This is a genomic window from Blautia sp. MSJ-36 (assembly GCF_018917985.1).
In the GTDB taxonomy this organism is placed as follows: domain Bacteria; phylum Bacillota; class Clostridia; order Lachnospirales; family Lachnospiraceae; genus Blautia_A.
Window position 1 is genome coordinate 148,448 of the sequence record NZ_JAHLPQ010000001.1, and the last position, 25,775, is coordinate 174,222.

Sequence of the window (25,775 nt, forward strand, 5' to 3'; positions counted from 1 at the left end):
GATCAATAGTTACTGTTTATACAGTGTGCTTGCTGATTAAGCATTAGGTGACAGGCCTGCGGTGTTTAGCGCACCGCAGGCCTTTTTCATATACAGGAGAGACATATATGAGAAGATTTTTTTCGAAGGAGAAATCCGGGAAAGAGAAAAAAGCAGATTTTTATATTCTGTATACGATGGTTTTTGTGGCGATTTCGCTGGTTATTTATGGCTGCTTTTATTTTAATGGAAAAGCACTGGTCTGGAGTCATGATGGAGTCCCACAGCATATCAATGCTCTGGCCTATTATGGAAAATATCTGCGGAATGTGCTGAAAACACTGGTATTTGACCATAAGATATCGCTGCCTATGTGGGATATGCACATTGGGTATGGCTCTGATATCCTTACAACATTGCATTATTATGTGATTGGCGATCCGCTGACTTTGTTTTCCGTTTTTGTTCCCGAAAAAAATACGGAAATCTTATATGAGATTCTGATTTTTCTGCGGATTTATCTTGCGGGGATTACGTTCAGTATCTACTGTTTTTATCGAAAAAATCCAAAACAGGCGACATTTATCGGCTGCCTGGTTTATATATTTGCAGGGTGGACTATCTATGCGTCCATGAAACATCCTTATTTTTCCAATCCCATGATTTATCTGCCGCTTGTTCTTATGGGAATTGATAAGGTCTACAAAAAAGAAAAGCCATACCTTTTTATCTGGGCAACGGCTGTAGCGGCAATGTCAAATTTTTATTTCTTTTATATGATCAGTGTCTTTATGGTGTTATATGCGGCTTTCCGGTATTTCGGCATATTCCGGAAGCGTTCCGTAAAAGATGTATTTCAGTGGTTCCTGAAATTTGCCGGATTTTATTTGGTGGCACTTATGATTGCTGCACTGATCTTTTTGCCTGTGATCATGACTCTGTTTGGGACAGAGCGTTTTCAGGCACAGAATTATGTGCCATTTTTATATGATCGCATTTATTATGAAAAATATCTCGGCTGCCTGATCGGCGAGAATATGATCCAGTGGGGAGTGGCTGGATATTCTGCAGTTGCCATGGCAGGCGTGTTTGTAATTTTTTCCAAAAGAAAAAAATATACAGGACTGAAACTGGGATTTGTACTTTTGAATCTGTTTTTGCTGATTCCTTTTGCGGGTCATGTGCTCAATGGATTTTCCTATGTCTCCAACCGCTGGATCTGGGCATATGGAATGCTGATCGCCTATATTCTGGTGCAGGCATATCCGGAACTGTTTACTTTGCAGATGCAGGAAAAACGACGGATTTTTATTATGCTGCTGGTATATTGTGTTCTTGCGCTGGTTTCGAAATCTGCCCGCACGGAGCGGAACAGTATGGCTGTGATGCTGCTGGTACTGGCTGTATTTACAGTACTTTCTTATGGGAACATTTTCATACAGGGAAAATATCTCTGTGGAATGCTGGTTGCTGTGCTTATAACAAGCATTATTCTGAATGTATCTTATCAGTATTCCTATGAAAAAAATTATCTGTCAGAGTTTGAAGAAAAGAATCGGGCACTGGAAGAACTTCAGGATGGGCCGGATCGGACGATTCTGTCCCTGGATGGGTCTTCTTCCAGCAGGTATGATCAGTACAAAACGGGCTCTTATGTAAATACTGCCATGTATATGGGAACTAACAGCACTTCCTATTATTTCAGTGTGGCAAATGGAAATATCAGCCGGTTTTTTGACGAAATGTATCTGAACACACCGTGGGATTATCATTACAGCAGTCTGGATGGAAGAACGATTTTGGATCGACTTGCTTCTGTGAAATATTTTGCTGTCAAAAGAAACGGATATGGATATATTCCTTACGGATACGACGAAGAGGCTGCTTCAACCAAAAAGTACAGAATTTATGAAGATGAGGATTCTCTGCCACTGGGCTATACGTACGATTCCTGGATTTCCAGAGAAAAATATGAAAAGCTTTCTGTGACCGAAAAACAGCAGGCATTGCTGCAGGGAGCAGTTGTGGAAAAAAGCAGCCTTCCGGAAACGCAGCTTTCCTTTGATGACAAGAAAGCAGATTTTACACTGGAAGCTGGTAAAGGATGTAAGATCAAAGATGGAAAAATTATTGTGACAAAGAAAAATGCAAAAATTTCTATCGGATATCGGGGAGAGCCCAAATCAGAAGTTTATCTGATTGCCAAAAATCTGGATTTTAGTGCTTATTCTCCCCGGGAACAGGTCAGCGATAAAAAATGGAATTCTCTTACGGAATACGAAAAGAACCAGATTCTTTACGAAGATGATAACTGGCGCTACTGGAAGGAAAGCAAAGAATCAGCAGTGGAGGTTTCACTGGGGTCTGTGGACAAGACAATTCGGATTTTTACCGATAAATATAACGGATACAGTGGCCGTCATAATTTTCTTCTGAATATGGGGTATAAAAATTACAGTGCGGGAACTATGACGCTGACATTTTCCATGCCAGGAGAATATACGTTTGATGATCTGTATCTGGTGTGTCAGCCTATGGAATCTGTTGAAAAACAGACAGAGAAGCTTGGAAAAGAAAGCCTTGAGAATGTGAGTATGGAAACAAATAAAATTATCGGTGATATTGAAGTATCTTCCGATAAATTTCTGGCATTTTCGATTCCTTACAGTGCGGGATTTCGTGCTTACGTAGACGGAAAAAAGGTTGATCTTATAAAAGCCAACAGTATGTATATGGGAATTGAATTAAAAAAGGGAAAACATGAGATTGTACTTACTTACTGTACTCCATATATTGTACCGGGATTGATACTGACAGCAACCGGGCTGCTTCTGTTTCTGCTGATTGCAGTGTCATATCGGAAGCCAAAGAAATCTGGAGAAAGGGGAAAACAGAAAAAATGAGCAGATTATCGGTGGTTTTGCCTGCGTATAACGAAGAACAGATTCTGGCAAAAACCTGCCGTATATTGAAAGAAATTTTGAGTTTTTCAGAAATAGAGTATGAACTGGTTTTTGTGGATGACGGATCCTCAGACAAAACCTGGAATGTGATCGAAAAAGTATCGAAAGAAGACAGAAATATTTCAGGAATACATTTTTCCAGAAATTTTGGAAAAGAGGCCGCAATTATTGCAGGACTTGCACAGGCTTCCGGGGATGCGGTGGCAGTGATGGACTGTGATCTTCAGCATCCGCCGGAAACGCTTGTAAAAATGTTTTTGTTGTGGAGACAGGGATTTGAAGTAATAGAAGGCGTCAAAAAAAGCCGGGGTAAAGAAAGCAGAATTCACGGAAAAAGTGCTGGATTTTTCTACAGAATCATGTCCGGAGCTACAGGTTTTGATATGAAAAATGCGTCGGATTTTAAACTGCTGGATAGAAAAGCAGTAGAGAGTGTTCTTTCCATGCCAGAGAGAAATATGTTTTTCCGGGCGGCATCGTCCTGGGTTGGATTTAAAAGTACTTCCGTACCTTTTGAAGTTCAGGAAAGAGAAGCCGGGGAGACGAAATGGTCTACAAGAGCGTTAATTGGATATGCATTCCGAAATATTGTGTCATTTACTACGATTCCGTTGCAGTTTGTAACTGCGGGAGCAGGTGCCTGTTTTCTGTGTTCGCTGATTCTTCTTATATATTCTCTGATACGGTATTTTACCGGACATGCAGTAGAAGGGTATACGACCCTTTTGATTGTCACATTGTTTATTGGCAGTGCAATTATGCTGAGCCTTGGAATTATCGGATATTATATTGCCAGAATTTACGAAGAGGTAAAGCATCGGCCGAGATATATCGTATCAAAAATTATACATGGAGGAATGATAAGTGAAGAAACTGATTTTAAAGATGTATGAAAATGATGTCATTCGTTATATTTTCTGGGGCGGCTGTACAACACTTGTAAATCTGGTAAGTTTTTATCTTATGAGAATTGCAGGGCTTCCTCTGATGGCTGCCAACATCATATCAATTATACTGGCAATCCTGTTTGCGTATGTTGTAAATTCCAGATTTGTATTTCACGATTCGTGTGAGACACTGAAAGATCACATACAGCCATTTGTAAAATTTATAAGTGCACGTCTGGTGACGATGGTTATTGAAGTTGGCGGTGTGTGGCTTCTGGCTGTTGTAATGGGATTTCATGACATGGTTGCAAAATTCTGCACCCAGTTTCTTGTGCTGGTGCTGAATTATATATTTAGTAAATTTTTAATTTTTACTACAGGTAAAAAGACGGGAGGTAGCAAATGATGACTTTGAAAGAGGCAGTAAAAAAGATCCGTCCGCTGGATGAAAAAGCCATGGAGGGTGCAAAAAAAAGATGGGACAGTATTGCAAAGCCACTGCATTCCTTGGGTGAACTTGAAAATATGCTGACACAGATTGCTGGTATCACAGGTACTCCGGATGTCCGTGTGGAGAAAAAAGCAGTGGTTGCCATGTGTGCGGATAATGGGGTTGTGGAGGAAGGTGTGACACAGACCGGGCAGGAAGTTACTGCAATTGTGGCCGAGAATTTTCTGGCAGGAACCACAACCTGCTGTGTAATGTGCCGTCAGTGTGGAGCGGAGCTGTTTCCTGTGGATGTTGGAATGGTAACGGACACAAAAGTACGTACAGATCATAAGGTTGCTTACGGAACTAAAAATATGACAAAAGAGCCGGCAATGACAAGAGAACAGGCAATTCAGGGAATTGAAGCGGGAATTGCCATGGCTGAGGAACTGAAGGGAAAAGGATACCAAGTTCTTGCCACCGGTGAAATGGGAATCGGAAATACCACTACCAGCAGTGCAGTTGCGGCAGTGCTTCTGGGAAAACCGGTAGAAGATATGACAGGAAGAGGAGCCGGACTTTCCGGTGAGGGGCTTGTACGAAAAATTAATGCGATCAAAAAGGCGATTGCATTAAACAGTCCGGATCGTTCGGATGCCATTGACGTCCTGGCAAAGGTAGGAGGACTGGATATTGCAGGAATGGCCGGTGTGTTTATCGGTGGAGCGGCACTTGGTATGCCAGTTGTAATGGATGGATTTATTTCCTGTGTGTCTGCGCTGATCGCAGTAAAAATCTGCCCGCAGGTACAGGATTATATTGTTGCGTCCCACGTTTCCAAAGAACCAGCGGCACATCTGATCCTGAAAGAACTGAATAAAGAGGCGATCATCCATGCCGGAATGTGCCTTGGAGAGGGTACCGGAGCGGTTGCCTTATTCCCGTTGATGGATCTGTCCTGTGCAGTATACAATTCCATGAGTACTTTTGGAGATATCAATGTAGAACAGTATGAGGAGCTGAAATAAGATGCTGGTTGTTGTAACAGGAGGCAGCGGAAGCGGAAAGTCTGCTTTTGCGGAGGACAGGGTACTTTCTTTTGGAGAGGCGAGAAGGATCTATATTGCCACCATGCAGGCTTTTGATGAGGAAAGTCACCGTCGCGTTCGAAGACATCGCCGGATGCGGGCAGGAAAAGGTTTTGAGACCATTGAGAGATACACAGAGCTGGATGAGCTGATACTTCCCAAAAACTGTGTCGTGCTTCTGGAATGTATGTCCAATCTGGTGGCAAATGAAATGTTCCGGGAAGATGGATTCCATCCGGAGGTTTCCGAAAAGATCACAGAAGGAGTAAGAAACCTTCTTTCACAGGCAGAACACGTGGTGATCGTTACCAACGAAATTTTTTCCGATGGAATTCTCTATGAAGGAGAATCTGAAAAATATAAGGAACAGCTGGGACAGATTAATTGCAATCTGGCTGAGATGGCGGATGCTGTTGTAGAAGTGGTATACGGAATCCCGGTCTGGCATAAAGGTGGTGAGAAAGCATGAAAAGTGTATGGAACAGTTTTAAAGCGGCATTTGCCATGTTTTCTAAGATTCCCACACCTATGGTAGACTGGAATAAAGAAAACATGAAGTACATGATGTGTTTCTTTCCTTTTGTAGGAACAGCCATCGGTATTCTGACCTGGCTTGTGGGATATGTGCTGGGAAGCCATGTACAGATGGAGCCGTTTTTTCTTGCAGTGATCCTTACTGTGATCCCGGTTTTTGTCACAGGCGGGATCCATGTGGACGGACTTCTGGATACTTCAGATGCGTTAAGTTCCTGGCAGGAGCGTACAAGAAGACTGGAGATTCTGAAAGATTCTCATGCAGGGGCATTTGCCATTATCACAGCCTGCGTTTATTTTATTCTGTGGCTGGGTGCCTGGAAACAGTTGCTTGGTGATCACGATGGAATCTGTATCATGAGCATTGGATTTATGATGTCCAGATGTCTTTCCGGAATTGGTGTGATCATATTTCCAAAAGCAAGGACAGATGGAACCGTAGCAGAATTTTCCAGAAATGCATCAGAGATTGTGGCACGAAATGTTCTGGCCATGATGTTTGCGGCACTGGCAGTATTGATGATATGGATCAATCCAGTAAAAGGTGTACTTGCAGCAGGAACAGCACTGCTGGTATTCTGGTGGTATCATCATATGGCCATGAAATATTTTGGAGGAACGACTGGAGATCTTTCAGGCTTTTTCCTCTGTATCTGTGAAGTTGTGATGGCTCTGGTGCTGGGCGTAAGTGGTATAGTTGTTCTGTGAAATGAAAATGGAATGAGGTAAAAAGATATGGAAATGATAATCGGCGGTGCCTATCAGGGAAAAAGCAGTTATGCAAAAAAACAGTTTCCTGATGTGAAATGGAAATGTGGTGCGGAGCTTACAGAGGAGGAACTTCTGGAAGCAGAAGGAGTTCTCGGTTTTCACCAGTACATAAGAAAGTGCCTGAAAGCAGGTGCGGATCTGTCAGGCCTTGCAGAAAAGCTTGCGGAGAAAAATCCGGGTGTGGTTCTGGTCTGTGAGGAAGTAGGATACGGAATCGTTCCGGCTGATGCTTTTGAACGGCAGTATCGGGAGGCTGTAGGCCGTGTTTGTACGGAACTTGCGGGAAAAAGCAGCAAGGTTACAAGAGTTGTATGTGGAATCGGGATGGTGCTGAAAAATGATTAAATTATATCTGATACGTCATGGCCAGACTCCGGGAAACAAACTTTCACGTTATATCGGTACCACGGATGAGCCGCTGAGTGATGAAGGCCGGGAATTTCTGAAAAAAATTTCCTATCCCATGCCGGAGGAGCTGTTTGTAAGTCCGCTTCTCCGCTGTGTGGAAACAGCAGAAATCCTTTTTCCGGGAAAACAGCTTCACATTATAGAAGAGCTTTCGGAATGTGATTTTGGAGAGTTTGAGAATAAAAATTACAAAGAGCTTGCCGGAAATGAAAATTATCAGAAATGGATCGACAGCAATGGAACAATGCCGTTTCCGGGCGGAGAGAGTAGAGAAGTCTTTAAACATCGAAGCCTTACAGGATTTCAGAAAGCTGTGACACAGTGTATCCGAAAAAATGTGGATACAGCGGCGCTGGTGATTCATGGCGGAACCATTATGAATATTATGGAAGAATATGCAGACAGACACAGACCGTTTTATGAATGGCATGTAAAAAACGGCGGCGGTTATCTGGTTGAACTGGACCCGGATCTCTGGCAAAAAGAACGCAGAGAGTTTACAGTCTGTGAAGCATATATGGAGGGTTAAAAAATGAATGGACGGATAATCAGCTGGACACGCAGTGATCTGAAATGGCGTGCAAAACAGGCTTTCCGAAAAAATTACTGGTCCGCAGTTCTGGTCAGTCTGGTGCTTGCTATCGTGCTGGCATCCGGCGGAAAAGGCGCAGCTCAAAGTGGTGCCGGCAATGTGATGAATTCAGATTACAGTTATCAGGTCAATACCTATCATTCCGATGGCTTCAGTTCCTATGCAGGCCATATGTTTGGCGGATCGTATTCTCCGTGGGCACTGATTTTTGCACTGGTAGGAGCCGGAGTAGTTGTTGCAGCGGCACTGGTCGGGATATTACTTAAAATTTTTGTGTGCAATGTATTTGAAGTAGGAGGGCGCAGTTTTTATATTGAAAATCTGTATGCAGTTCCAGGTGTCGGCAAACTGCTCAGCGCATTTCGTTCCGGATATTATGGAAATGTAGTAAAGACCATGTTTTTCAGGGATCTGTTTACATTTCTCTGGACCTTACTGTTTATTATCCCGGGAATCATAAAGTCTTATGAATATAAGATGGTTCCGTATCTTCTTGCAGAATATCCGGATATGGACAGAAAAGAAGTTTTTGCAAGAAGCCGTGATATGATGTATGGACAGAAGTGGAATACGTTTGTTCTGGATCTTTCCTTCATTCCGTGGAATATCCTTTCCACGATCACATTTGGACTGGTAGGTCTGTTCTATGTATCTCCATATCAGGATGCAACCTATGCGGAACTTTACGATACTCTGGCAACAGGAATGCCGGGAAATAACGGACAGCAGGTGTATGAAAATGGAAACTTCTATTATAACTGATAAAATGATCCTTGTACGTGGCGGCGGGGATCTTGCCACCGGTGTGATCCATAAACTCCACCAGAGCGGCTATCACATTCTGATTCTGGAATGTGACCGGCCAAGCGCTATCCGTCGTCATGTGGCTTTCTGTGAAGCTGTTTATGACGGAACTTCGGAAGTGGAAGGCGTTGTGTGCAGACGGATCCCGGAAACGGAAATTCCGGCACAGTGTAGAAGGTGCTGGGAAAAAGGAGAAATTCCTCTTCTGACAGATACGGAGGGAAAACATATCCGGGAACTTTCACCGGCAGCAGTAATCGATGCGATCCTTGCAAAAAAAAATCTTGGGACAAACAGAGATATGGCACCAGTGACCGTAGGTCTTGGGCCTGGATTTACTGCAGGGGAAGATGTGGATTATGTGATCGAAACCATGAGAGGCCATAATCTGGGAAGGATCATAAAAGAAGGCAGTGCACTTCCAAACACAGGTGTGCCTGGTCTAATCGCAGGAATCGGAAAAGAAAGAGTGATCCATTCACCGGCGGCTGGTGAAATGAAAAATATCAGCAGGATCGCAGATATCGTAGAAAAAGACCAGATCATTGCCATGGTCGGGGATGTTCCTGTAAAAGCAACAATATCCGGAGTGATCCGGGGACTGATCCGTGACGGTTATCCTGTTTTTAAAGGGATGAAAATTGCAGATATCGATCCAAGAGCGGAACAGAAGAAAAACTGCTTTACGATTTCGGATAAGGCAAGATGCATTGCCGGAGGGGTACTGGAAGTACTGCTATCCTGCGGGATACTCCCGGATACCACAACAGAAAAAAATTAAAAACAGGCGGGGTTATGTCATGAACAGAAAAGAAAAAGGAGCTCTGACAGCTGCTTTTACAGGAGGCGGAGGAAAAACCAGTCTGATCTTTTATCTGGCAAAAAAATTTTCCAGTCAGGGAAAACGTGTGATCGTGACAACAACCACCCACATGGCATGGGAACCGAAGCGTCCTTTTGCAGATGCAGAGGATACAGAGGAACTCTGCCGGCTTATAGAACAATATGGATATGTGATTGCGGCGAAACATAAAGCCGGACAGCCGAAGATTTCCGGTCCTGAACCGGAAACTCTGAAAAGGTTGTCCGGTTTTTGTGATCTTCTTCTTGTAGAAGCAGATGGAGCGAAGCGATTACCTTTGAAGGTTCCTGCTGTGCACGAACCGGTAATTCCGGAATTTGCGGATGTTGTAGTGGGTGTGACAGGGCTGGATTGCATTGGAAAAAAGATCTGTGATACGGCTCATCGCCCGGATGATGTAGCGGAATTTTTGCAGAAAAAGACAGAAGAGCTGGTGATGTGGGAAGACGTTGTAAAGATTGCGGCAGCAGAAGATGGATTGCGTAAAAATGTAGGTGAAAAAAGTTTTCTGGTATATTTTAACAAGGCAGATGTGCTGGAATCTTCAGACGTGGCTGAAAATATCATTAAAAAGTGTCGGGAAGCGGGCCTAGAAGCAGTGTGTGGAAGTCTGAAAGAGACGATGCGGCCGGCAGGAAATATGCCGGAAGTTTCATGGAATAAGGAGGAAATGAGAGATGAAGCTGGGACTGATCATGCTGGCAGCAGGAAACAGCAGACGGTTTGGGAGTAATAAGCTTTTGTATACCATTGAAGGAGAACCAATGTACCGGCATATTCTTTCAGAACTTATGAAAGTGAGAAAAGTGCTGAAAGAGCAGGGGCATAGCTGTGAGATCACAGTGGTAACACAGTATGACGAGATAGCGGCAGAAACGGAAAAATGTGGTGCACAGGTGCTTTATAATCTACATCCGGATGAGGGGATTTCTTCTTCTCTGAAAATTGGGCTCAGGAGAAATCGGGAGATGGATGCCTGTCTGTTTACAGTGGCTGATCAGCCGTGGCTCCGGGGGGAGACGATCCTGGCACTGGTTGGGGTATTTTTGAGAGAGGGGAAAGGGATTGCCTGTGTGGAGTATGAGGGGAAGCTTGGGAATCCTTGTGTATTTTCGGAGAGGTATTATGGGGAGCTGATGGGACTTGAGGGGGATGTTGGGGGGAAGAGAGTGGTTGTGCGGAATCGGGGGGATGTGGCGATAATGAGGGTGTTGGATGGGATGGAAATGATGGATGTAGATGTGATGGCGGACGGACGCCGGTGAGGTACCTGGGAATTTAGTGGTGGCAGCGAGAGGCTTTTGGACTATAATTTACGCTTTTGTATATACTAACTACAACAAGTAAGTAGCCGGCTAGACTTATTACCGGAAAAAAGAAAGCCAGCAGGGAACCGCCCTGGCGTATCGGGATGTTCTGCAGGAGTCCTGCTGATTCTTAGGTGGTGTGGTTTCTGCGTTATTCCCAAAAGGTCTGCTGCCTGAGCGTCTGGACGCGAGTTCAGAACTTTTGGGAATGGTTTTAGCAGAAGCCGCAGCGCCTTAGAATTCAGCGGACGACGAAGCCTTTCCCGATACGCCAGGGCGGTTCCCTGCGTACGTACGTCTATCATACTTTTATTTATTATTACTTACATAAAATGATTCCTAGCCGCCTCTTCCTCAGCCAACCGAACCGTCTCCTCAGAAGGATTGGAAATCACTGCAGAAGCCACGATCTCACAGGGAGGATTCCCCCTCACACTGTCTACAGCAGCAGTCACAGCAGAAACATCACCAGTCAGAAAAACAGTGGCATGGCCACCACATTTCGTCTGCCATGTAAGAAAAGAAACATCAGAAGTCTTCAGCATCTGATCGATCACAAGAATCGCATTGCTGCTGCCGACAACCTCAACTAAACCAAAAGCACCATAATTCATAAATCAGTCTCCCCCTTTACTTGTTGATCGTCATTTTCAGCGCAATCTCTGTATCCTCAGAAGGAGAAGCGATCACAGTATGAGAAACGACCTTACCAAGAGGCTTAGCTGCTTCCAGCGCAACCTCCATAGCTGCATTTACATCAGATACAGAACCACGCATCTTTACGCAGGCACCGCTTTTTAGACGGTTACGTTCAACACTCTGAATCTTAACATTAGCTGCCTTGGAAGCAGCATCAAGGGCAACGAAACAGGCAACCAGGTTATCCAGCTCAAAGACACCTACGGCCATGCCGCTGTAATTATTATCCATAAAAATACCTCCGTTCGGGGTTGATTCTCCGTGGTGTGGTTTTTTGACCGATTGTACGTGGAATCATTTCCGTTTTTATGGTTTTATTATAAACGATTCCGTCACAAATAACAAGAAATAAATAAAAGAATCTGTCATAAGAAAACATTATGTCGGCAAAAAACGACAGGATATTTACATTGATTTTTATATATAGTATAGTAAAAATATTAAAAATTACTGAGAAGGTGTAAAAATGCAAACGCATCAAACGGATTTTTCGAAAGGAAATGTATATCGCAATATCATGGAAGTGGCGGTACCGATGATCATCGCGCAGATACTGAATCTCCTATATAATATTGTAGATCGGATCTATATCGGAAGGATCCCGGAGATCGGGGCGACCGCACTGACTGGTGTGGGACTGTGTTTTCCCATCATAACACTGATCACAGCATTTACCTATCTGTTCGGAAATGGCGGTTCTCCACTTTGTTCCATGGAACGGGGAAGAGGCAATGAAAAAGAAGCAGAAATGCTGATGGGAAATACATTTGTGATGCTGATTGGTACAGGCATGGTCCTTACCGTGATCGGGCTTGTTTTTTACAGGCCGATCCTTTATGCGTTCGGAGCCAGTGATGTTACGTTTCCCTATGCTGCCAGTTACATAAAGATCTATCTTTTGGGAACACTGTTTGTAATGATCACACTGGGAATGAATCCTTTTATCAACAGCCAGGGATTTGGAAATACAGGAATGTTTACAATTCTGATCGGAGCAGTATTAAATATCGTTTTGGACCCGTTGTTTATCTTTGGATTACATTTGGGAGTCCGAGGCGCGGCAGTGGCTACGATCATTTCACAGTTTTGTTCAGCTGTGTGGGTATTAAGATTCCTCTGTGGGAAAAAGGCGGTTTTAAATCTCAAAAAAAGTGCCATGAAGATTTCCTGGAAAAGAGTGGCTGATATTGTAAGCCTTGGTATGTCCGGATTTTTTATGGCTTTTACCAACAGTCTTGTGCAGGTGGTCTGTAATGCAACACTTCAGACCTGGGGTGGAGATATCTATGTAGGTGTTATGACAGTCTTAAACTCTGTCAGGGACATTTTTACTATGCCAGTTCATGGACTGACCACGGGAGCGTCTCCAGTTATGAGCTTTAACTACGGGGAAAAGGCGTACGACAGGATCAAAAAGGCCATTAAATTTATCACAGTAGTCTGTATTGTTTATACAATGGCAGGCTGGGGAATCCTGAAAGTGATGCCGGAATTTTTTATCCGTATATTTAACAGCGATCCGGAACTTCTTGAAAAGGGTGTTCCGGCACTGCATATTTATTTTTTCGGATTCTGCTTTATGGCACTTCAATTTACGGGACAGAGTGTATTTGTCGCACTTGGAAAAGCAAAAAAAGCGACCTTTTTTTCACTGTTTCGAAAAGCGATCATAGTCGTTCCCCTGACGATCCTGCTTCCCTATGTGAGAGGACTGGGAACAGACGGTGTATTCTGGGCAGAACCGATTTCCAATCTGGTAGGCGGCTGTGCATGCTTTTTTACCATGCTGGCAACGGTTTTGCCGGAACTGAATGGAAAGCCGGGAACCGGGGAAAAACAAACTAACAGGCAGAAGATATAAAATAACAAAAAGGAGAACAGTTTATGTGTACAGCAGCAACTTATAAGACAAAAGACTTTTACTTCGGAAGAACACTGGATTACGAATTCTCTTATGGAGATGAGATCACCATCACACCGAGAAATTATACATTTGAGTTCCGGCATATGGAGAAACTTTCTAGCCATTATGCGATCATAGGCATGGCTCACGTGGCAGGAGATTATCCACTTTATTATGATGCTGTCAATGAAAAAGGTCTTGGAATGGCAGGCCTTAATTTTGTTGGAAACGCTGTATATAATGTGGTGGAAAATGGAAAAGAAAATGTGGCACAGTTTGAATTCATTCCTTGGATCCTTGGTAAATGTGCCACTGTGCAGGAGGCAAAAGATCTCCTGAAAAAGATCAATCTTGTAAAAACTCCCTTCAGTGAAATGCTTCCCTGTGCACAGCTTCACTGGATCATAGCGGATAAAGAAGAATCGATCACAGTGGAATCTATGGCGGACGGTCTTCACGTCTGGGATAATCCGGCAGGAGTCCTTACCAATAATCCGCCTTTTGACCAGCAGATGTTTATGCTGAATAATTATATGCATCTTTCTCCCAGACAGCCGGAAAATCATTTTTCTGAATCGCTGGGATTAAAAACCTACAGCCGTGGTATGGGAGCGCTGGGACTTCCGGGAGATCTTTCTTCTGCATCCAGGTTTGCAAGAGTAGCGTTTGTGAAAGACCATTCTTTTTCCGGAGATTCCGAGGAAGAAAGCGTCAGCCAGTTCTTTCATATCCTGGGGTCTGTTGACCAGCAGAGAGGATGCTGTGAGGTAGAACCAGGAAAATATGAGATTACTCTTTATACCTCCTGCTGTAACTGTGATAAAGGAATTTATTATTATACAACTTACGAAAATCATCAGATTTCTGCAGTTGATATGCACCATGAAGATCTGGATGGGACTGTGCCTGTGAGATATCCGGTTCTTCAGGGCGAAAAAATCTGTATGCAGAATTAAAATTGCAGAGTTTTTTTGTATGTGCTAGAATAAGCAGGATGATTTTATGACTGTCCGGAGAAAGCGGACAGGAACGAGAGGAGAACACAATGGCTTTATTTCAGGCATTTCGGGCAGTGAGACCCACTGAGGGAAAAGCGGAAAAAGTGGCAGCACTTCCCTATGATGTAGTAAGCAGAGAGGAAGCGCGTGAAATTGGCGAAAAAAATCCCTATTCTTTCCTACATGTAGACAGAGCGGAAATGGATCTGGATCCGGAGATTGATCTTTATGATGCAGAAGTCTATCAAAAGGCAAAGGAAAACCTGGACCGTTTTCAGGCAGAGGGAACGCTGATACAGGATGAAAAACCGAATTATTATCTGTATGAACTGATCCGGAAGGGAAAATCCCAGACAGGAATCGTGGGCGTCAGCTCTATCGATGATTACATGAATGGTGTGATCAAGAAGCATGAACTGACAAGAGAGGACAAAGAGCAGGACAGAATCCACCACGTGGATATCTGTGATGCCAATACAGGCCCGATCTTTCTTGCCTGCAGATATCCAAAAGAACTTCTTGTATTGATGGAAAACTGGAAAAACAGTCATGAACCGGTATATGATTTTACTTCCGAAGATGAAATTACACATCGGGTATGGATCGTGGATGAGGAGGAGAACATTCAGAAGATCCACAGCCTTTTTGGTGGAATTTCTTCCATCTATATTGCAGATGGCCATCACAGAGCAGCGTCTGCCGTAAAAGTAGGACAGAAACGAAGAAAAGAACATCCGGATTACACAGGAAAAGAAGAATTTAACTTTTTCCTGTCCGTAGTATTCCCGTATGATCAGCTGACAATCCTTCCATATCACAGAATTGTAAAAGATCTTAAAGGTATGGAACCGAAAGCTTTCATCGGAAGTATGAAGTTTAATTTTGAACTGATGGCAATGCCGGGATTTCCATGCAAACCGGTAGAAAAGCATTGCTTTGGTCTCTATGTGGATGGGGAATGGTTCCATCTGAAAGCATATCCGGATGTTTATGCCAAGAAAGACAGCGTAGGACAGTTGGATGTATCCATTCTTCAGGATAAGGTTCTGGGACCGGTACTTGGGATTGAAGATCCGCGTACAGATGAGAGAATCTGTTTTATGGGAGGAAATCACAAACTGAAAGATCTGGCTGCGGCTGCAGATGAAACCGGTGGCGCTGCTTTTGCCATGTATCCGACTTCGATGGAAGAACTGATGGCGATTGCAGATGAAGGAAAACTGATGCCGCCTAAGAGCACATGGTTTGAGCCGAAGCTTCGAAGTGGTCTTTTTATCCACAAACTTTCAGATTGACAATAGTTTTTTATAGAATTTTAATAAAATGGTCAGGAAAATCTTAGGAAATTACTACAGATTGCTCACATTTATTTTATAAGATATAAACCATGGTGAGCAAATGAGAAAGAGGGGTTTTCATGACAAACGAACAGTATTACGATTGTATCCAGCCATATCAGAATGCATGCCAGATCATGCGGGCCAAGCTGGAGGTGCTGAATGGAAGTCTGTACCAGAAGTCTTCCATATCTCCGATCCATAACATTCAGGAACGGATCAAAGCCAAAAAAAGCATCGAGAAGAAGCTTGAGAAGCTGGGACATTCGGACAGTGTGCAGAATGCCAAGGATTATCTCCGGGATATAGCCGGAATCCGTGTGATCTGCTATTTTATAGATGATATTTATAACCTTGTAAATGCGCTTAAGAGACAGAGTGAACTGATTTTCATCCGGGAGAAGGATTACATACAGAATCCGAAACCTAACGGTTACAGAAGCTATCATGTGATTATTGCCGTACCGGTTTATTATCTGGATACAATGGAATATTTTCCAGTGGAGATACAGCTGCGTACCATGACCATGGATCTGTGGGCAAGTATGGAGCACCGTGTCTGTTACAAGAAACTTCCGGAACACAGGGAAGAGCTGGCAGAAGCTTTTTGTCAGTATGCAGATATCCTGGGAAAGATCGAAGAACAGTTTGAAGCGTATAATGAGACTGGAATGCTGGAGGAGATCACACCTTCTGAGGTTGTGGATGCTCCGGCAGAGGGATAACAATGGAAATTGAAGAAGAATTTATCTCCGGATTCTGCCGCACTATGAATGGCGGAGAGACGGTATGCTGTGAGTATACACAGCGGGAAGACGGAAGTAGAGAGCTGACTTTTATGGACTGTGCACATGAACGCTGTGTGAATACAGGAGCCTGCGAAATTTTCAGGCAGGCACATGAACTGGAGCAGAAATAAATTTCAGGGAGGAAAGAAATATGAAACATACAGTAGATGCAATGGGTAAACAGTGCCCGATCCCTGTCGTAATGACAAAAAAAGTTCTGGATAAAGCAGAACAGGGAGATGAGATCCAGGTTCTTGTGGATAATGAGACCGCAGTAAACAACTTAAGCAGACTTGCCGGAAGTACCGGATGCAGTTTTGTTTCCAGAAAGACGGAAGGCGGTTATGAAATCCATATGGTAGTGAAATCCGATGTACAGGCCAGAACTGCCGCAGAACCGGAAATTGTCTGCACACCGGCTGCACCACAGGGAGATTATACAGTGGCCATCACTTCTGATAAGATGGGAGACGGAGATCCGGAGCTTGGTGCGATCCTTATCAAAGGCTTTGTGTATGCTCTGACACAGCTTGAGACACCGCCGTCTGTAATGCTTTTTTATAATGGAGGAGCGAAGCTTACTGCTTCGGATTCCCCATGCATTGAAGATTTGAAAACGTTGCAGGAACAGGGCTGTGAGATCCTGACCTGTGGAACCTGTGTGAACTTCTACGGGCTGAAAGAGCCGGCAGTGGGAACCGTGACGAACATGTATGCCATTGCAGAGAAACTTACGAAAGCCGGTAAAGTAATCCGCCCATAAAACAGAATATGGAAATGCCGCAGATTTTTCGGAGTCTGCGGCATTTTTGAAATCTTTATAATTCAATATCAATATTCTGTTCTTCAATATTATGACGTTTTGCATAACCGGTAAGCATCAGCGTCAGGGCACCGTCTCCGGTTACATTACATGCAGTACCGAAGCTGTCCTGCAGTGCAAAAATAGTAAGCATCAAAGCAGTACCGGAACTGTCAAATTTCAGCACGCCGGTAATGATACCAAGGGATGCCATAACCGTTCCGCCAGGAACGCCCGGAGCACCGATAGCGAATACACCAAGGAGCAGACAGAACAGAACCATAGTGCCTGGCGTTGGAACAGAACCGTACAGGATCTTGGAAACAGCCATACAGAAGAAAACTTCTGTAAGAACGGAACCGCAGAGATGGATATTTGCAAACAACGGGATTCCGAAATTTACCAGATCTTTACGAAGCGGTTTTGCCCTGGAGGCACACTGAAGGGCTACAGCCAGTGTTGCGGCAGAAGACATGGTTCCTACAGCAGTCAGATAAGCCGGTGCGTAGTGCCGGACAACCTCCAGAGGATTTTCACCGGAATAGATTCCGGCCAGGATGTACAGAAGAGCCATCCAGATGAAATGTCCGGCAAGAACCAGCACGATGATCTCCAGGAAAACAGGCAGCTGTCTGGTAATTGTACCTTCATAGGCAAGTCCACAGAAAGTAGAACCGATGAACAGCGGAAGAATCGGAATAATAATCCTTGACACCAGAGCCAGAACGATTTTCTGGAACTCATCCAAAAGACCGGTGACCAGTTTCGCTTTTGTCCAGGTGGCAGCCAGGCCGATCATGACAGAAAAAACAAGAGCACTCATAACCGACATGATCTGCGGGATCTCCAGTTCGAAGATTACTTCCGGCAGCTGTTTCAGCCCTGCCGCATAGGAATGAATGGACAGATGCGGAATAATAAAAAATCCGGACGCTGTGGAAAAAAGTGCCGCACCGATGGAAGAACCGTAGGCAAGGACTACAGCAACACCCAGCATTACGGAAGCATTTTTTCCGAGCTTGGTAATGGAGGGGGCAATAAAACCAAGAACGATCAGCGGAACACAGAAGGTGATGATCTGGCCCAGAATGTACTTGACTGTGACAACAATATTGAGAACTGCCATGGAAATTCCGTTTGTGCTGTACCGGTTCAGAACAAGCCCGGAGAGGATACCCAGGATTACAGCAACAAGGAGTTTAAAAGGCAGACTTTTGAAAAAAGATCCTTTTTTCATTGGAAAACCTCCTCTGATAGTATAAAATAAAGCCAAAACCAATTATAAGATTTTTTTATAAAAAGCACAAGGAGATTTGACATGATTTATCTGGATAACGCTGCTACAAGTTTTCACAAACCGGACTGTGTGGCCAGGGCTGTGGTGGAAGCCATGCAGCAGGCAGGAAACAGTGGAAGAGGAAGCAGTGGAGAGGCTATGGAAGCTTCACGGATTATTTTTGATACAAGATGCAAAATTGCACAGTTATTTGATGTGGAAGGACCGGAATGTGTGGCATTTACCGCAAACGCGACAGAGGCGTTAAACACTGCACTGTTTGGGATTCTGCATCCGGAAAGAGAAAAAGTCCATGCGATCTGTACGGAGATGGATCATAACAGTGTGCTCCGGCCTCTTTATGCGCTAGAGAAAAGAGGAATGGATCTGACCATTCTTCCGGCGGATGGAAAAGGCAGGATTTCTGTGGATGATCTGGAAGCGGCAATCCGCCCGGAGACGAAAGCAATTGTATGTACGCATGCATCGAATCTTACCGGAAACTGTAATGATATCCGTTCCATAGGAGCGATTGCCAGGAAACATGGAATCCTTTTTATTGTGGATGCTGCACAGACAGCAGGAGTTTTTCCGATTTCCATGAAAAAAGATCAGATTGATATTTTATGTTTTTCCGGACATAAGGGACTGATGGGACCGCAAGGGACTGGGGCCATCTGTGTGCGGCCAGGGATTTTGGTGGAACCTCTGAAAGTGGGAGGAAGTGGAATTTTAACCTTTCAGAAAGAACATCCATCTGACATGCCGGAATCACTGGAAGCCGGTACCCTCAACAGCCACGGAATCGCAGGATTACGGGCTTCTCTTGAATGGATACAGAAAACCGGAATCCATACAATCCGAAAAAGAGAGCAGATGCTGATGTGGCGTTTTTATGACCAGGTAAAAAAAATTCCCGGAGTCACCGTGTATGGGGAGTTTTCCCAGGAAGACCGATCTCCGGTAGTAAGCTTGAATCTTGAAGGAGAAGGATCCGCGGAAGTTGGGATGATTCTGGGAGAGGATTACGGAATCAGTGTACGTTCCGGCGGACACTGTGCGCCGCTTATGCATAAAGCCCTGGGCACAGAAAAAACAGGGGCTGTGAGGTTCAGTTTTTCCTATTTTAATACAGAGGAAGAAATTGACGCGGCAGCTGCGGCACTTGGAGAACTGGCAGCAGGGATCGAAGACTGAAAAGAAAGGACAGAATGTATGTACCAGAAAATATACGATGTGGTAGAAAAAAGAGGACGTGTAAAGACAGGAATTTTCCTGAACGGCGAGGAAACGGGGCTTAAGTATCTGGCAGAGGAGGACTGCTTTTTTTATCCCGATGGAAAAAAGGCGAAAGAAACAGCCGGAGAATTACTGAAAAAAACAGTGGCAGACGCGGTGGAGACCGGCGTTGTGAAAGTGGGGAATCAGGAAATTTTCGTGGAAACCTATGAGAAGAATCCAAGACTGGTTATTCTTGGCGGAGGACATGTATCTATTCCGGTAGCGGAGATCGGAAAGCTTCTGGGATTTCATATAACGGTGATGGACGACCGTGAGGATTTTGTAACGAAAGAACGTTTTCCGCAGGCAGACGAGAGGATTACCGGCGATTTTGAAACTTTACCGGAGAAAATTCCTCCTTACGAAAATGCCTGGTATGTAGTTGTGACAAGAGGCCATCTCGGGGATTCTGCCTGTGCAAGAGCAATTTTAAAAAGACCGTTTGCTTATTTTGGAATGATCGGAAGCAAAACAAAGGTGCGGATTACCCGGGAAAAACTTCTGGCAGAGGGTTTCACAGAAGATCAGGTGAACAGCATTCATGCTCCTATCGGCCTGCCAATTGGAGGACAGATGCCGGCAGAGATTGCGGTAAGTATTATGGCAGAAATTGTCCAGGAAAAAAACAGACATTTCCGCACTTACTGCGATGAAGAAGTGGAGGCGGCGATCCGCCTTGGAGCAGCAGGAACCATGGTTACTATTATTGAAAAAAAAGGATCTTCTCCACGCGGAACCGGAAGCAAGATGTTTGTATTCCGGGATGGAAGAACTGTTGGAAGTATCGGCGGTGGAAAAGTAGAATTTGAGGCCGGAAAATATGCGTCCCAGGTGCAAGCTGTGGAAACCAGGATTTATGAACTTGGACAGGGAAAAGGGGATCTAGGTATGATCTGCGGGGGAACGGTGAGAGTCCTTTTTGAGCCTGTGAATGCGGGGAAGAATATGCTGGGACTTGCATAATATGCCAAAATCGTGTATATTTGGAGATAATGTTATTGGACGAAATGCCGGGAGGAAAACCGTTTTCCGGTACCGGCGTATAAGGGAGGACCATAAACAATGAAGAAAAAATGTATTTTGGCTTTGATAGCAGCGGCAGCTTTTATGTCACAGGGATGTGGATTTACAGAAGGTACCGATGCAGTGGTAACGGTTGTAGACGCCACACCAACCCCGGAACCGACAGAGGCACCGGAAGCAACCGCAACTCCGACACCGGAAGCAGAAGCGGCGGCAGATTCTACAGCAGCGGCAGATTCTACAACACAGGCAGCAGCTACAGAGCAGACTCCAAGTGGCATTAATGTGCAGGTTCAGGATGCGACCTACTATGCGGTTGAAGGCGTAAATCTGCGTTCAGATGCCAGTGCAGATGCGGAATTTGTGGCCGGAGTACTTTCCGGAGAAGCGCTGAAATGTACAGGTGTATGTGATAATGGATGGATTCGTGTAGATTATAATGGACAGACCTGTTATGCATCCGGTGATTATGTCAGCACAACACCACCGGTAGGAGCGGCAACTGCAGATACGGCAGCAGCACAGTAAAAGAAAAAAGCAAAAAACAAAACCCGGTAACTGCGTTCTGGTAAGGAAACCAGAGCAGAGTACCGGGTTATTTATGTTCACAGACTGAGAATGTCTGCTTTATTTTCGTGAAATCTTCCGGGATTTATTCCGGATATACAAGACGATCCGGTTTGATGTCATAGAGAACTTCATTCAGGAATTTTTTTGCAAGGTATTTGGCCATGCCGAGATTCATATCAAGATAATTGCCGCAGTCTTTTGCAGACGCTCCTGGAATCTCACCTTCAAAATCACGGATGAATTCAAACATTTCGATCATAAGAGGTACAATGTCCTTGGATTCATAATCGCCCTTAAGAAGAAGATAGTTTCCTGTACGGCATCCCATAGGCCCCCAGTAAATGATCTTCGGTCCGAATTCCTTATGGTTACGGAGAAAAGTTGCTGCCAGATGTTCCATGGCATGAAGTTCTGCTGTATTCATGACCGGTTCCTCGTTTGGGGAAGTCATACGAATATCAAAGGTGGTGATTACCTGATCGCCTACCGGATCTTTTCGTGAAACATATACACCTGGCTGAAGCTTGATGTGGTCTATGGTAAAACTTGTGATTTTTTCCATGATAATTCCTCACTTTCTGATTCTGAAATAACTTTTGCAGTATTCTAAGCCCAGGTACCGCAGCTTTTATTTTAGCAGAGAACCTTTCGAGATACAAGGGAAGGACTGCGTAAAGTTGACTTTGTGAAAGGATAATGTTAAACTGAGGAAAGCTTACAGGGGGAGAGTAAAAAAACTCATCTGAGAACGTGAAAATCAACGGTTTCAGGATCTGATAAGGAGGATTTATAAATTATGAAACGCAAGGTTTTATCTGTATTGTTTGCGACCGTTCTTACAGCTGGCATGCTGTCAGGATGCGGAAGCAGCGGGAATACTTCTGAGAAGACATCCGACCAGAAGGAAGAATCTCTGGAGGAGGAGACAACACAGGGCCAGACTGCAGTAGATGAAGAGACTGCAGCGAAAGCCGTTTCCGAGGAAGAAGCAGAGAAGGCTGGGTTTACAGACCAGGAAGAAAGTACTGCGGAGGAAGAGAGCAGTTCGGATTCTACTTTGGAGGAAGATTCCACTTTGACAGAAAGTGAAGCAGACAGCACAGAAGAGAGATTTTCAGATGGTTCCGAGGACGCAAAAAAAGCAGGTACTGCAGTAATTGATACCAGCCAGCAGCTTACCGGAACTTATCATGCAGCAATCACAGTGAAAGATTACGGCGAGATTGATGTGGAACTGGATGCGGATACGGCACCTGTTACAGTAACAAATTTTGTAAAACTGGTACAGGAGAACTTTTATGACGGACTGACTTTCCATCGGATCATTGACGGATTTATGATTCAGGGTGGTGATCCTAAGGGCGATGGAACTGGTGGAGCGGATGAGACCATCAAAGGTGAATTTTCCAATAATGGTGTAAAAAATGATATTTCCCATGTAAGGGGAACGATTTCCATGGCAAGAAGTTCTGCTCCGGACAGCGCAAGTTCCCAGTTCTTTATTGTACAGTCTGATTCCACATATCTGGACGGGGATTATGCGGCATTTGGCCATGTGACTTCCGGAATGGATGTTGTAGATCAGATATGTAAGGATGTCACACCAACAGATGGCAATGGCAGTATAGCAAAAGATCAGCAGCCGGTAATCGAAAGTATTCGTATGACTGACTGACAGGAGGAAGAAGGATGCTAAAAGGGAAAACGGTGCTTCTCGGAGTGACAGGAAGCATTGCTGCATACAAAATAGCATATCTGGCCAGTGCATTACATAAGCTTCATGCAGATGTCCATGTACTGATGACAGAAAATGCCACGAATTTTATCAATCCTATTACGTTTGAGACGTTAACCGGAAACAAATGTCTGGTGGACACTTTTGACCGGAATTTTCAGTTCCAGGTAGAGCATGTTTCCATTGCAAAGAAAGCAGATGTGGTAATGATTGCACCGGCCAGTGCCAATGTAATTGGGAAAATTGCCAATGGCCTTGCCGATGATATGCTTACGACAACGGTTATGGCCTGCCGGTGCCAGAAGATTTTTGCGCCGGCCATGAATACTGCCATGTATGAAAATCCGATTGTACAGGATAATATCAGGAAACTTGTTTCCTATGGATATGAAGTGATTACTCCGGCCAGTGGTTATCTTGCCTGCGGAGATACAGGCGCAGGAAAAATGCCGGAACCGGAGACTCTTCTGGAATATATCCTGAAAGAAATTGCTTTTGAGAAAGATCTTTTCGGCAAAAAAGTGCTCGTCACTGCCGGGCCAACGCAGGAGGCGATAGATCCGGTTCGCTGTCTGACTAATCATTCTTCCGGAAAAATGGGATATGCCATTGCAAAAATGGCGATGCTTAGGGGCGCGGAGGTCACGCTGGTAAGCGGACCTACTGCGATTGCACCGCCACTTTTTGTGAAGGTAGTTCCTGTGACAACTGCAAGAGATATGTTTGAGGCAGTGACCACAAGAAGCGATCAGCAGGATATTATCATCAAGGCCGCGGCAGTGGCGGATTACCGTCCGAAACAGGTCAGTGATAACAAAGTTAAGAAAAAAGATGATCGGGTTTCCATAGAACTTGAAAGAACGGATGATATTCTGAAATATCTGGGTCAGCACAAAAAAGATGGTCAGTTCCTCTGCGGATTTTCCATGGAAACCCAGAATATGATCGGTAATTCCAGGGCCAAACTTGAGAAGAAAAATCTGGATATGGTGGCAGCCAACAATCTGAAGGTGGAAGGCGCCGGATTCCAGGGAGATACCAATGTTCTGACCCTGATTACACAGGATGAGGAAGTATCACTCCCACTTATGAGCAAGGAGGATGCAGCTCTTAAAATCCTGGATAAAATTAATTCACTTATTAATCATTAATAAGTCCATCACCGTATTGTATCCGTAAGGAAACTATGGAACAGGCTGTGTTTCCATGAAGTTTCCCGGACGGAACGGTAACAAGGAGGAGAAAAAATGAAAAACAACAGATTTACAACAGCACAGCTCACGTTACTTGGCCTGATGGCAGCAATTCTTCTGCTTATGGCTTACACACCCCTGGGATATCTGAATATCGGGCCACTGGCCATTTCTTTTAATGTGATTCCGGTAGCAATCAGTGCAGTGGTTCTCGGACCGGTAGGTGGAGCCGTGGCAGGTGCGATTTTCGGTCTGACCAGTTTTCTGCAGTGTATTGGCGTAGGAGGTTCCAGCGCAATGGGAGTTGTGCTCTTCGGCATTAATCCGGCATTCGCGTTTATTCAGCGTTTTGTGCCGCGTCTTCTGGATGGTATCTGCCTTGGGTATATTTTCCGGGGAATGCGGAAAATCAGCAATACCTATGTAGCCTGTGCCGTAACAGGATTCTTTTCCGCATTTCTGAATACCCTGTTTTTTATGGCAGCGCTTGTAGGACTGTTTGGAAATACCGATTATGTAAAAAATCTGATGGGTGGTCATAACATTATTATCGGCTGCTGTCTGATGGTAGGAATCAATGCAGTATGTGAGATGATCTCTTCTACAGTAATTACAGGTGCAGTGGGAGCAGCACTTTCCAAGGCACATCTGATACCTGCAGCACAGATCAGCCGGGAAAAAGCATAAGTATTTTGTAAAAAAGACGGGAAAAGAAAATTATGATTTTAGCGATTGATATTGGAAATACCAACATTGTTGTGGGATGCATTGATGACAAAAAGACGTATTTTATTGAACGGCTTGCTACTGTGCGGACAAAGACAGAGCTGGAATACGCCGTTGATCTGAAAACAGTACTGGATATTTATCATATTAAAAAGACGGATATCGATGGATGTATCATCTCATCCGTTGTTCCGCAGATTACCAATATTGCAAAACTGGCGGCCGAGAAAATTCTGAAAAAAGAAGTCATGGTGCTTGGGCCTGGTGTAAAAACCGGTCTGAATATTATGATGGACAATCCTGGGCAGTTGGGAGCGGATCTTGTTGCGGATGCGGTAGCTGGTTTGAAGGAGTATTCGGTTCCGTTTATTGTAATTGATATGGGTACGGCAACTACAGTTTCAGTTGTCAACGGCAAGAAACAGTATATTGGCGGGATGATTCTTCCTGGTATTGGAATATCTCTGGATGCGTTAACTGCAAGAGCTTCCCAGTTAAGTGGAATCAGTATTGACGCACCAAAGCATGTTATCGGACGGAATACGATTGAGTGCATGAAGAGTGGTGTGCTTTACAGCAATGCGGCAGCCATTGACGGAATTATCGACCGTGTGGAAGAAGAACTGGGTGAGAAAGCAACGGTCATTGCAACCGGCGGTCTTGCAAAGAAGATTGTTTCCCACTGTAAGAAGGATATTATTCTGGATGAGGATCTTCTTCTTAAAGGCCTGCTTGTAATTTATGAAAAGAATAAATAATTAAGAAAAATGAGAAAACAGTTGTCTGTATGTGAAAATCTGCATACAGACAGCTGTTTTT

Annotated in this window: 29 protein-coding genes; 25 read left to right on the plus strand and 4 right to left on the minus strand. The window is 44.3% G+C overall.

Features of this window, described 5'->3' with window-relative positions; translation table 11 throughout:
• Window positions 1-107 precede the first annotated feature (107 nt).
• The 12 genes from KQI39_RS00665 to KQI39_RS00720 are packed head-to-tail and all read left to right on the plus strand — an operon-like array spanning window position 108 to window position 10,583.
• On the plus strand, window positions 108-2,882 hold the full coding sequence (locus tag KQI39_RS00665) for a YfhO family protein (RefSeq protein ID WP_216415772.1): 2,775 nt from the start codon (window positions 108-110) through the stop codon (window positions 2,880-2,882).
• On the plus strand, window positions 2,879-3,835 hold the full coding sequence (locus KQI39_RS00670) for a glycosyltransferase (RefSeq protein WP_216415774.1): 957 nt from the start codon (window positions 2,879-2,881) through the stop codon (window positions 3,833-3,835). Before KQI39_RS00665 ends, KQI39_RS00670 begins: the two co-directional genes overlap by 4 nt.
• A complete protein-coding gene (locus KQI39_RS00675) occupies window positions 3,807-4,235 on the plus strand; it encodes a GtrA family protein (RefSeq protein ID WP_148448760.1) in 429 nt (142 codons plus the stop codon). Before KQI39_RS00670 ends, KQI39_RS00675 begins: the two co-directional genes overlap by 29 nt.
• Complete coding sequence (gene cobT, locus KQI39_RS00680) at window positions 4,235-5,287, plus strand: nicotinate-nucleotide--dimethylbenzimidazole phosphoribosyltransferase (protein WP_216416089.1); 1,053 nt, start codon at window positions 4,235-4,237, stop codon at window positions 5,285-5,287. Before KQI39_RS00675 ends, cobT begins: the two co-directional genes overlap by 1 nt.
• A 1-nt stretch (window position 5,288) precedes the next feature.
• Window positions 5,289-5,816: a bifunctional adenosylcobinamide kinase/adenosylcobinamide-phosphate guanylyltransferase gene (locus KQI39_RS00685; RefSeq protein ID WP_216415776.1), complete on the plus strand. Its 528-nt coding sequence runs from the start codon at window positions 5,289-5,291 to the stop codon at window positions 5,814-5,816.
• A complete protein-coding gene (gene cobS / locus KQI39_RS00690) occupies window positions 5,813-6,589 on the plus strand; it encodes an adenosylcobinamide-GDP ribazoletransferase (RefSeq protein WP_216415778.1) in 777 nt (258 codons plus the stop codon). The genes KQI39_RS00685 and cobS overlap by 4 nt, the downstream gene beginning before the upstream one ends.
• A gap of 27 nt (window positions 6,590-6,616) precedes the next feature.
• Window positions 6,617-6,997 carry a bifunctional adenosylcobinamide kinase/adenosylcobinamide-phosphate guanylyltransferase gene (locus tag KQI39_RS00695; protein WP_216415779.1) on the plus strand — a complete coding sequence of 127 codons (381 nt, stop codon included), beginning with the start codon at window positions 6,617-6,619 and terminating at the stop codon, window positions 6,995-6,997.
• A complete protein-coding gene (locus KQI39_RS00700) occupies window positions 6,990-7,589 on the plus strand; it encodes a histidine phosphatase family protein (protein ID WP_216415781.1) in 600 nt (199 codons plus the stop codon). The genes KQI39_RS00695 and KQI39_RS00700 overlap by 8 nt, the downstream gene beginning before the upstream one ends.
• 3 nt (window positions 7,590-7,592) lie before the next feature.
• Window positions 7,593-8,414: a DUF975 family protein gene (locus KQI39_RS00705; protein WP_216415783.1), complete on the plus strand. Its 822-nt coding sequence runs from the start codon at window positions 7,593-7,595 to the stop codon at window positions 8,412-8,414.
• Entirely contained in the window at window positions 8,392-9,237 is an 846-nt protein-coding gene (gene yqeB / locus KQI39_RS00710) for a selenium-dependent molybdenum cofactor biosynthesis protein YqeB (protein WP_216415785.1), read from the plus strand. The genes KQI39_RS00705 and yqeB overlap by 23 nt, the downstream gene beginning before the upstream one ends.
• Window positions 9,238-9,256: 19 nt before the next feature.
• Entirely contained in the window at window positions 9,257-10,051 is a 795-nt protein-coding gene (gene yqeC, locus KQI39_RS00715) for a selenium cofactor biosynthesis protein YqeC (protein ID WP_216415787.1), read from the plus strand.
• A complete protein-coding gene (locus KQI39_RS00720) occupies window positions 9,996-10,583 on the plus strand; it encodes a nucleotidyltransferase family protein (RefSeq protein ID WP_216415789.1) in 588 nt (195 codons plus the stop codon). The genes yqeC and KQI39_RS00720 overlap by 56 nt, the downstream gene beginning before the upstream one ends.
• A 365-nt stretch (window positions 10,584-10,948) precedes the next feature.
• Here KQI39_RS00720 and KQI39_RS00725 read toward each other — a convergent pair whose 3' ends face one another.
• Together KQI39_RS00725 and KQI39_RS00730 are read right to left on the minus strand one after the other, a co-directional pair.
• Complete coding sequence (locus tag KQI39_RS00725; protein WP_216415791.1) at window positions 10,949-11,239, minus strand: BMC domain-containing protein; 291 nt, start codon at window positions 11,237-11,239, stop codon at window positions 10,949-10,951.
• Window positions 11,240-11,255: 16 nt separating this feature from the next.
• A complete protein-coding gene (locus KQI39_RS00730; RefSeq protein WP_119238896.1) occupies window positions 11,256-11,555 on the minus strand; it encodes a BMC domain-containing protein in 300 nt (99 codons plus the stop codon).
• Window positions 11,556-11,790: 235 nt separating this feature from the next.
• On the opposite strand from KQI39_RS00730, the gene KQI39_RS00735 reads away from it, so the two are divergent.
• The 6 genes from KQI39_RS00735 (at window position 11,791) to yedF (ending at window position 17,113) form a co-directional block, all read left to right on the plus strand.
• Window positions 11,791-13,185, plus strand: a complete 1,395-nt coding sequence (locus tag KQI39_RS00735; RefSeq protein ID WP_216415793.1) for an MATE family efflux transporter — start codon at window positions 11,791-11,793, stop codon at window positions 13,183-13,185.
• A 23-nt stretch (window positions 13,186-13,208) separates the two neighbouring features.
• On the plus strand, window positions 13,209-14,183 hold the full coding sequence (gene bsh, locus KQI39_RS00740) for a choloylglycine hydrolase (protein ID WP_148448784.1): 975 nt from the start codon (window positions 13,209-13,211) through the stop codon (window positions 14,181-14,183).
• A gap of 89 nt (window positions 14,184-14,272) precedes the next feature.
• On the plus strand, window positions 14,273-15,520 hold the full coding sequence (locus KQI39_RS00745) for a DUF1015 domain-containing protein (protein WP_216415795.1): 1,248 nt from the start codon (window positions 14,273-14,275) through the stop codon (window positions 15,518-15,520).
• Window positions 15,521-15,642: 122 nt separating this feature from the next.
• Window positions 15,643-16,287, plus strand: coding sequence for a GTP pyrophosphokinase (locus tag KQI39_RS00750; RefSeq protein ID WP_148448788.1), 645 nt, complete (start codon window positions 15,643-15,645; stop codon window positions 16,285-16,287).
• A gap of 2 nt (window positions 16,288-16,289) precedes the next feature.
• Window positions 16,290-16,481, plus strand: a complete 192-nt coding sequence (locus KQI39_RS00755) for a hypothetical protein (RefSeq protein ID WP_148448790.1) — start codon at window positions 16,290-16,292, stop codon at window positions 16,479-16,481.
• 20 nt (window positions 16,482-16,501) lie between these two features.
• Complete coding sequence (gene yedF, locus KQI39_RS00760) at window positions 16,502-17,113, plus strand: sulfurtransferase-like selenium metabolism protein YedF (RefSeq protein ID WP_148448792.1); 612 nt, start codon at window positions 16,502-16,504, stop codon at window positions 17,111-17,113.
• A gap of 55 nt (window positions 17,114-17,168) precedes the next feature.
• Here yedF and KQI39_RS00765 read toward each other — a convergent pair whose 3' ends face one another.
• Window positions 17,169-18,389, minus strand: a complete 1,221-nt coding sequence (locus KQI39_RS00765; protein ID WP_148448793.1) for a dicarboxylate/amino acid:cation symporter — start codon at window positions 18,387-18,389, stop codon at window positions 17,169-17,171.
• Between the two features lie 81 nt (window positions 18,390-18,470).
• Between KQI39_RS00765 and KQI39_RS00770 the strand changes: the two genes are divergently transcribed.
• The 3 genes from KQI39_RS00770 to KQI39_RS00780 all read left to right on the plus strand — a co-directional run bounded on the left by KQI39_RS00770 (window position 18,471) and on the right by KQI39_RS00780 (window position 21,260).
• The gene (locus tag KQI39_RS00770) at window positions 18,471-19,625 is read left to right on the plus strand and encodes an aminotransferase class V-fold PLP-dependent enzyme (RefSeq protein WP_216415799.1); all 1,155 of its coding nucleotides are present in this window, start codon (window positions 18,471-18,473) and stop codon (window positions 19,623-19,625) included.
• Between the two features lie 18 nt (window positions 19,626-19,643).
• Window positions 19,644-20,672, plus strand: a complete 1,029-nt coding sequence (locus tag KQI39_RS00775) for an XdhC family protein (RefSeq protein WP_216415800.1) — start codon at window positions 19,644-19,646, stop codon at window positions 20,670-20,672.
• 99 nt (window positions 20,673-20,771) lie between these two features.
• A complete protein-coding gene (locus tag KQI39_RS00780) occupies window positions 20,772-21,260 on the plus strand; it encodes an SH3 domain-containing protein (protein ID WP_148448799.1) in 489 nt (162 codons plus the stop codon).
• A 124-nt stretch (window positions 21,261-21,384) separates the two neighbouring features.
• Here the strand turns inward: KQI39_RS00780 and KQI39_RS00785 are convergent, their stop codons facing one another.
• On the minus strand, window positions 21,385-21,864 hold the full coding sequence (locus tag KQI39_RS00785; RefSeq protein WP_173761732.1) for an S-ribosylhomocysteine lyase: 480 nt from the start codon (window positions 21,862-21,864) through the stop codon (window positions 21,385-21,387).
• 495 nt (window positions 21,865-22,359) lie between these two features.
• Here KQI39_RS00785 and KQI39_RS00790 point away from each other — a divergent pair, with 495 nt between their 5' ends.
• The 4 genes from KQI39_RS00790 to KQI39_RS00805 all read left to right on the plus strand — a co-directional run bounded on the left by KQI39_RS00790 (window position 22,360) and on the right by KQI39_RS00805 (window position 25,714).
• Entirely contained in the window at window positions 22,360-22,977 is a 618-nt protein-coding gene (locus KQI39_RS00790) for a peptidylprolyl isomerase (protein WP_334297578.1), read from the plus strand.
• Window positions 22,978-22,991: 14 nt separating this feature from the next.
• Window positions 22,992-24,188, plus strand: coding sequence for a bifunctional phosphopantothenoylcysteine decarboxylase/phosphopantothenate--cysteine ligase CoaBC (gene coaBC / locus KQI39_RS00795; RefSeq protein WP_173761730.1), 1,197 nt, complete (start codon window positions 22,992-22,994; stop codon window positions 24,186-24,188).
• A gap of 96 nt (window positions 24,189-24,284) precedes the next feature.
• A complete protein-coding gene (locus KQI39_RS00800; RefSeq protein WP_148448805.1) occupies window positions 24,285-24,917 on the plus strand; it encodes an ECF transporter S component in 633 nt (210 codons plus the stop codon).
• Window positions 24,918-24,949: 32 nt separating this feature from the next.
• Window positions 24,950-25,714 (plus strand): type III pantothenate kinase, encoded by a 765-nt coding sequence (locus tag KQI39_RS00805; protein WP_216415802.1) that lies wholly within the window; start codon window positions 24,950-24,952, stop codon window positions 25,712-25,714.
• Window positions 25,715-25,775: the final 61 nt, after the last annotated feature.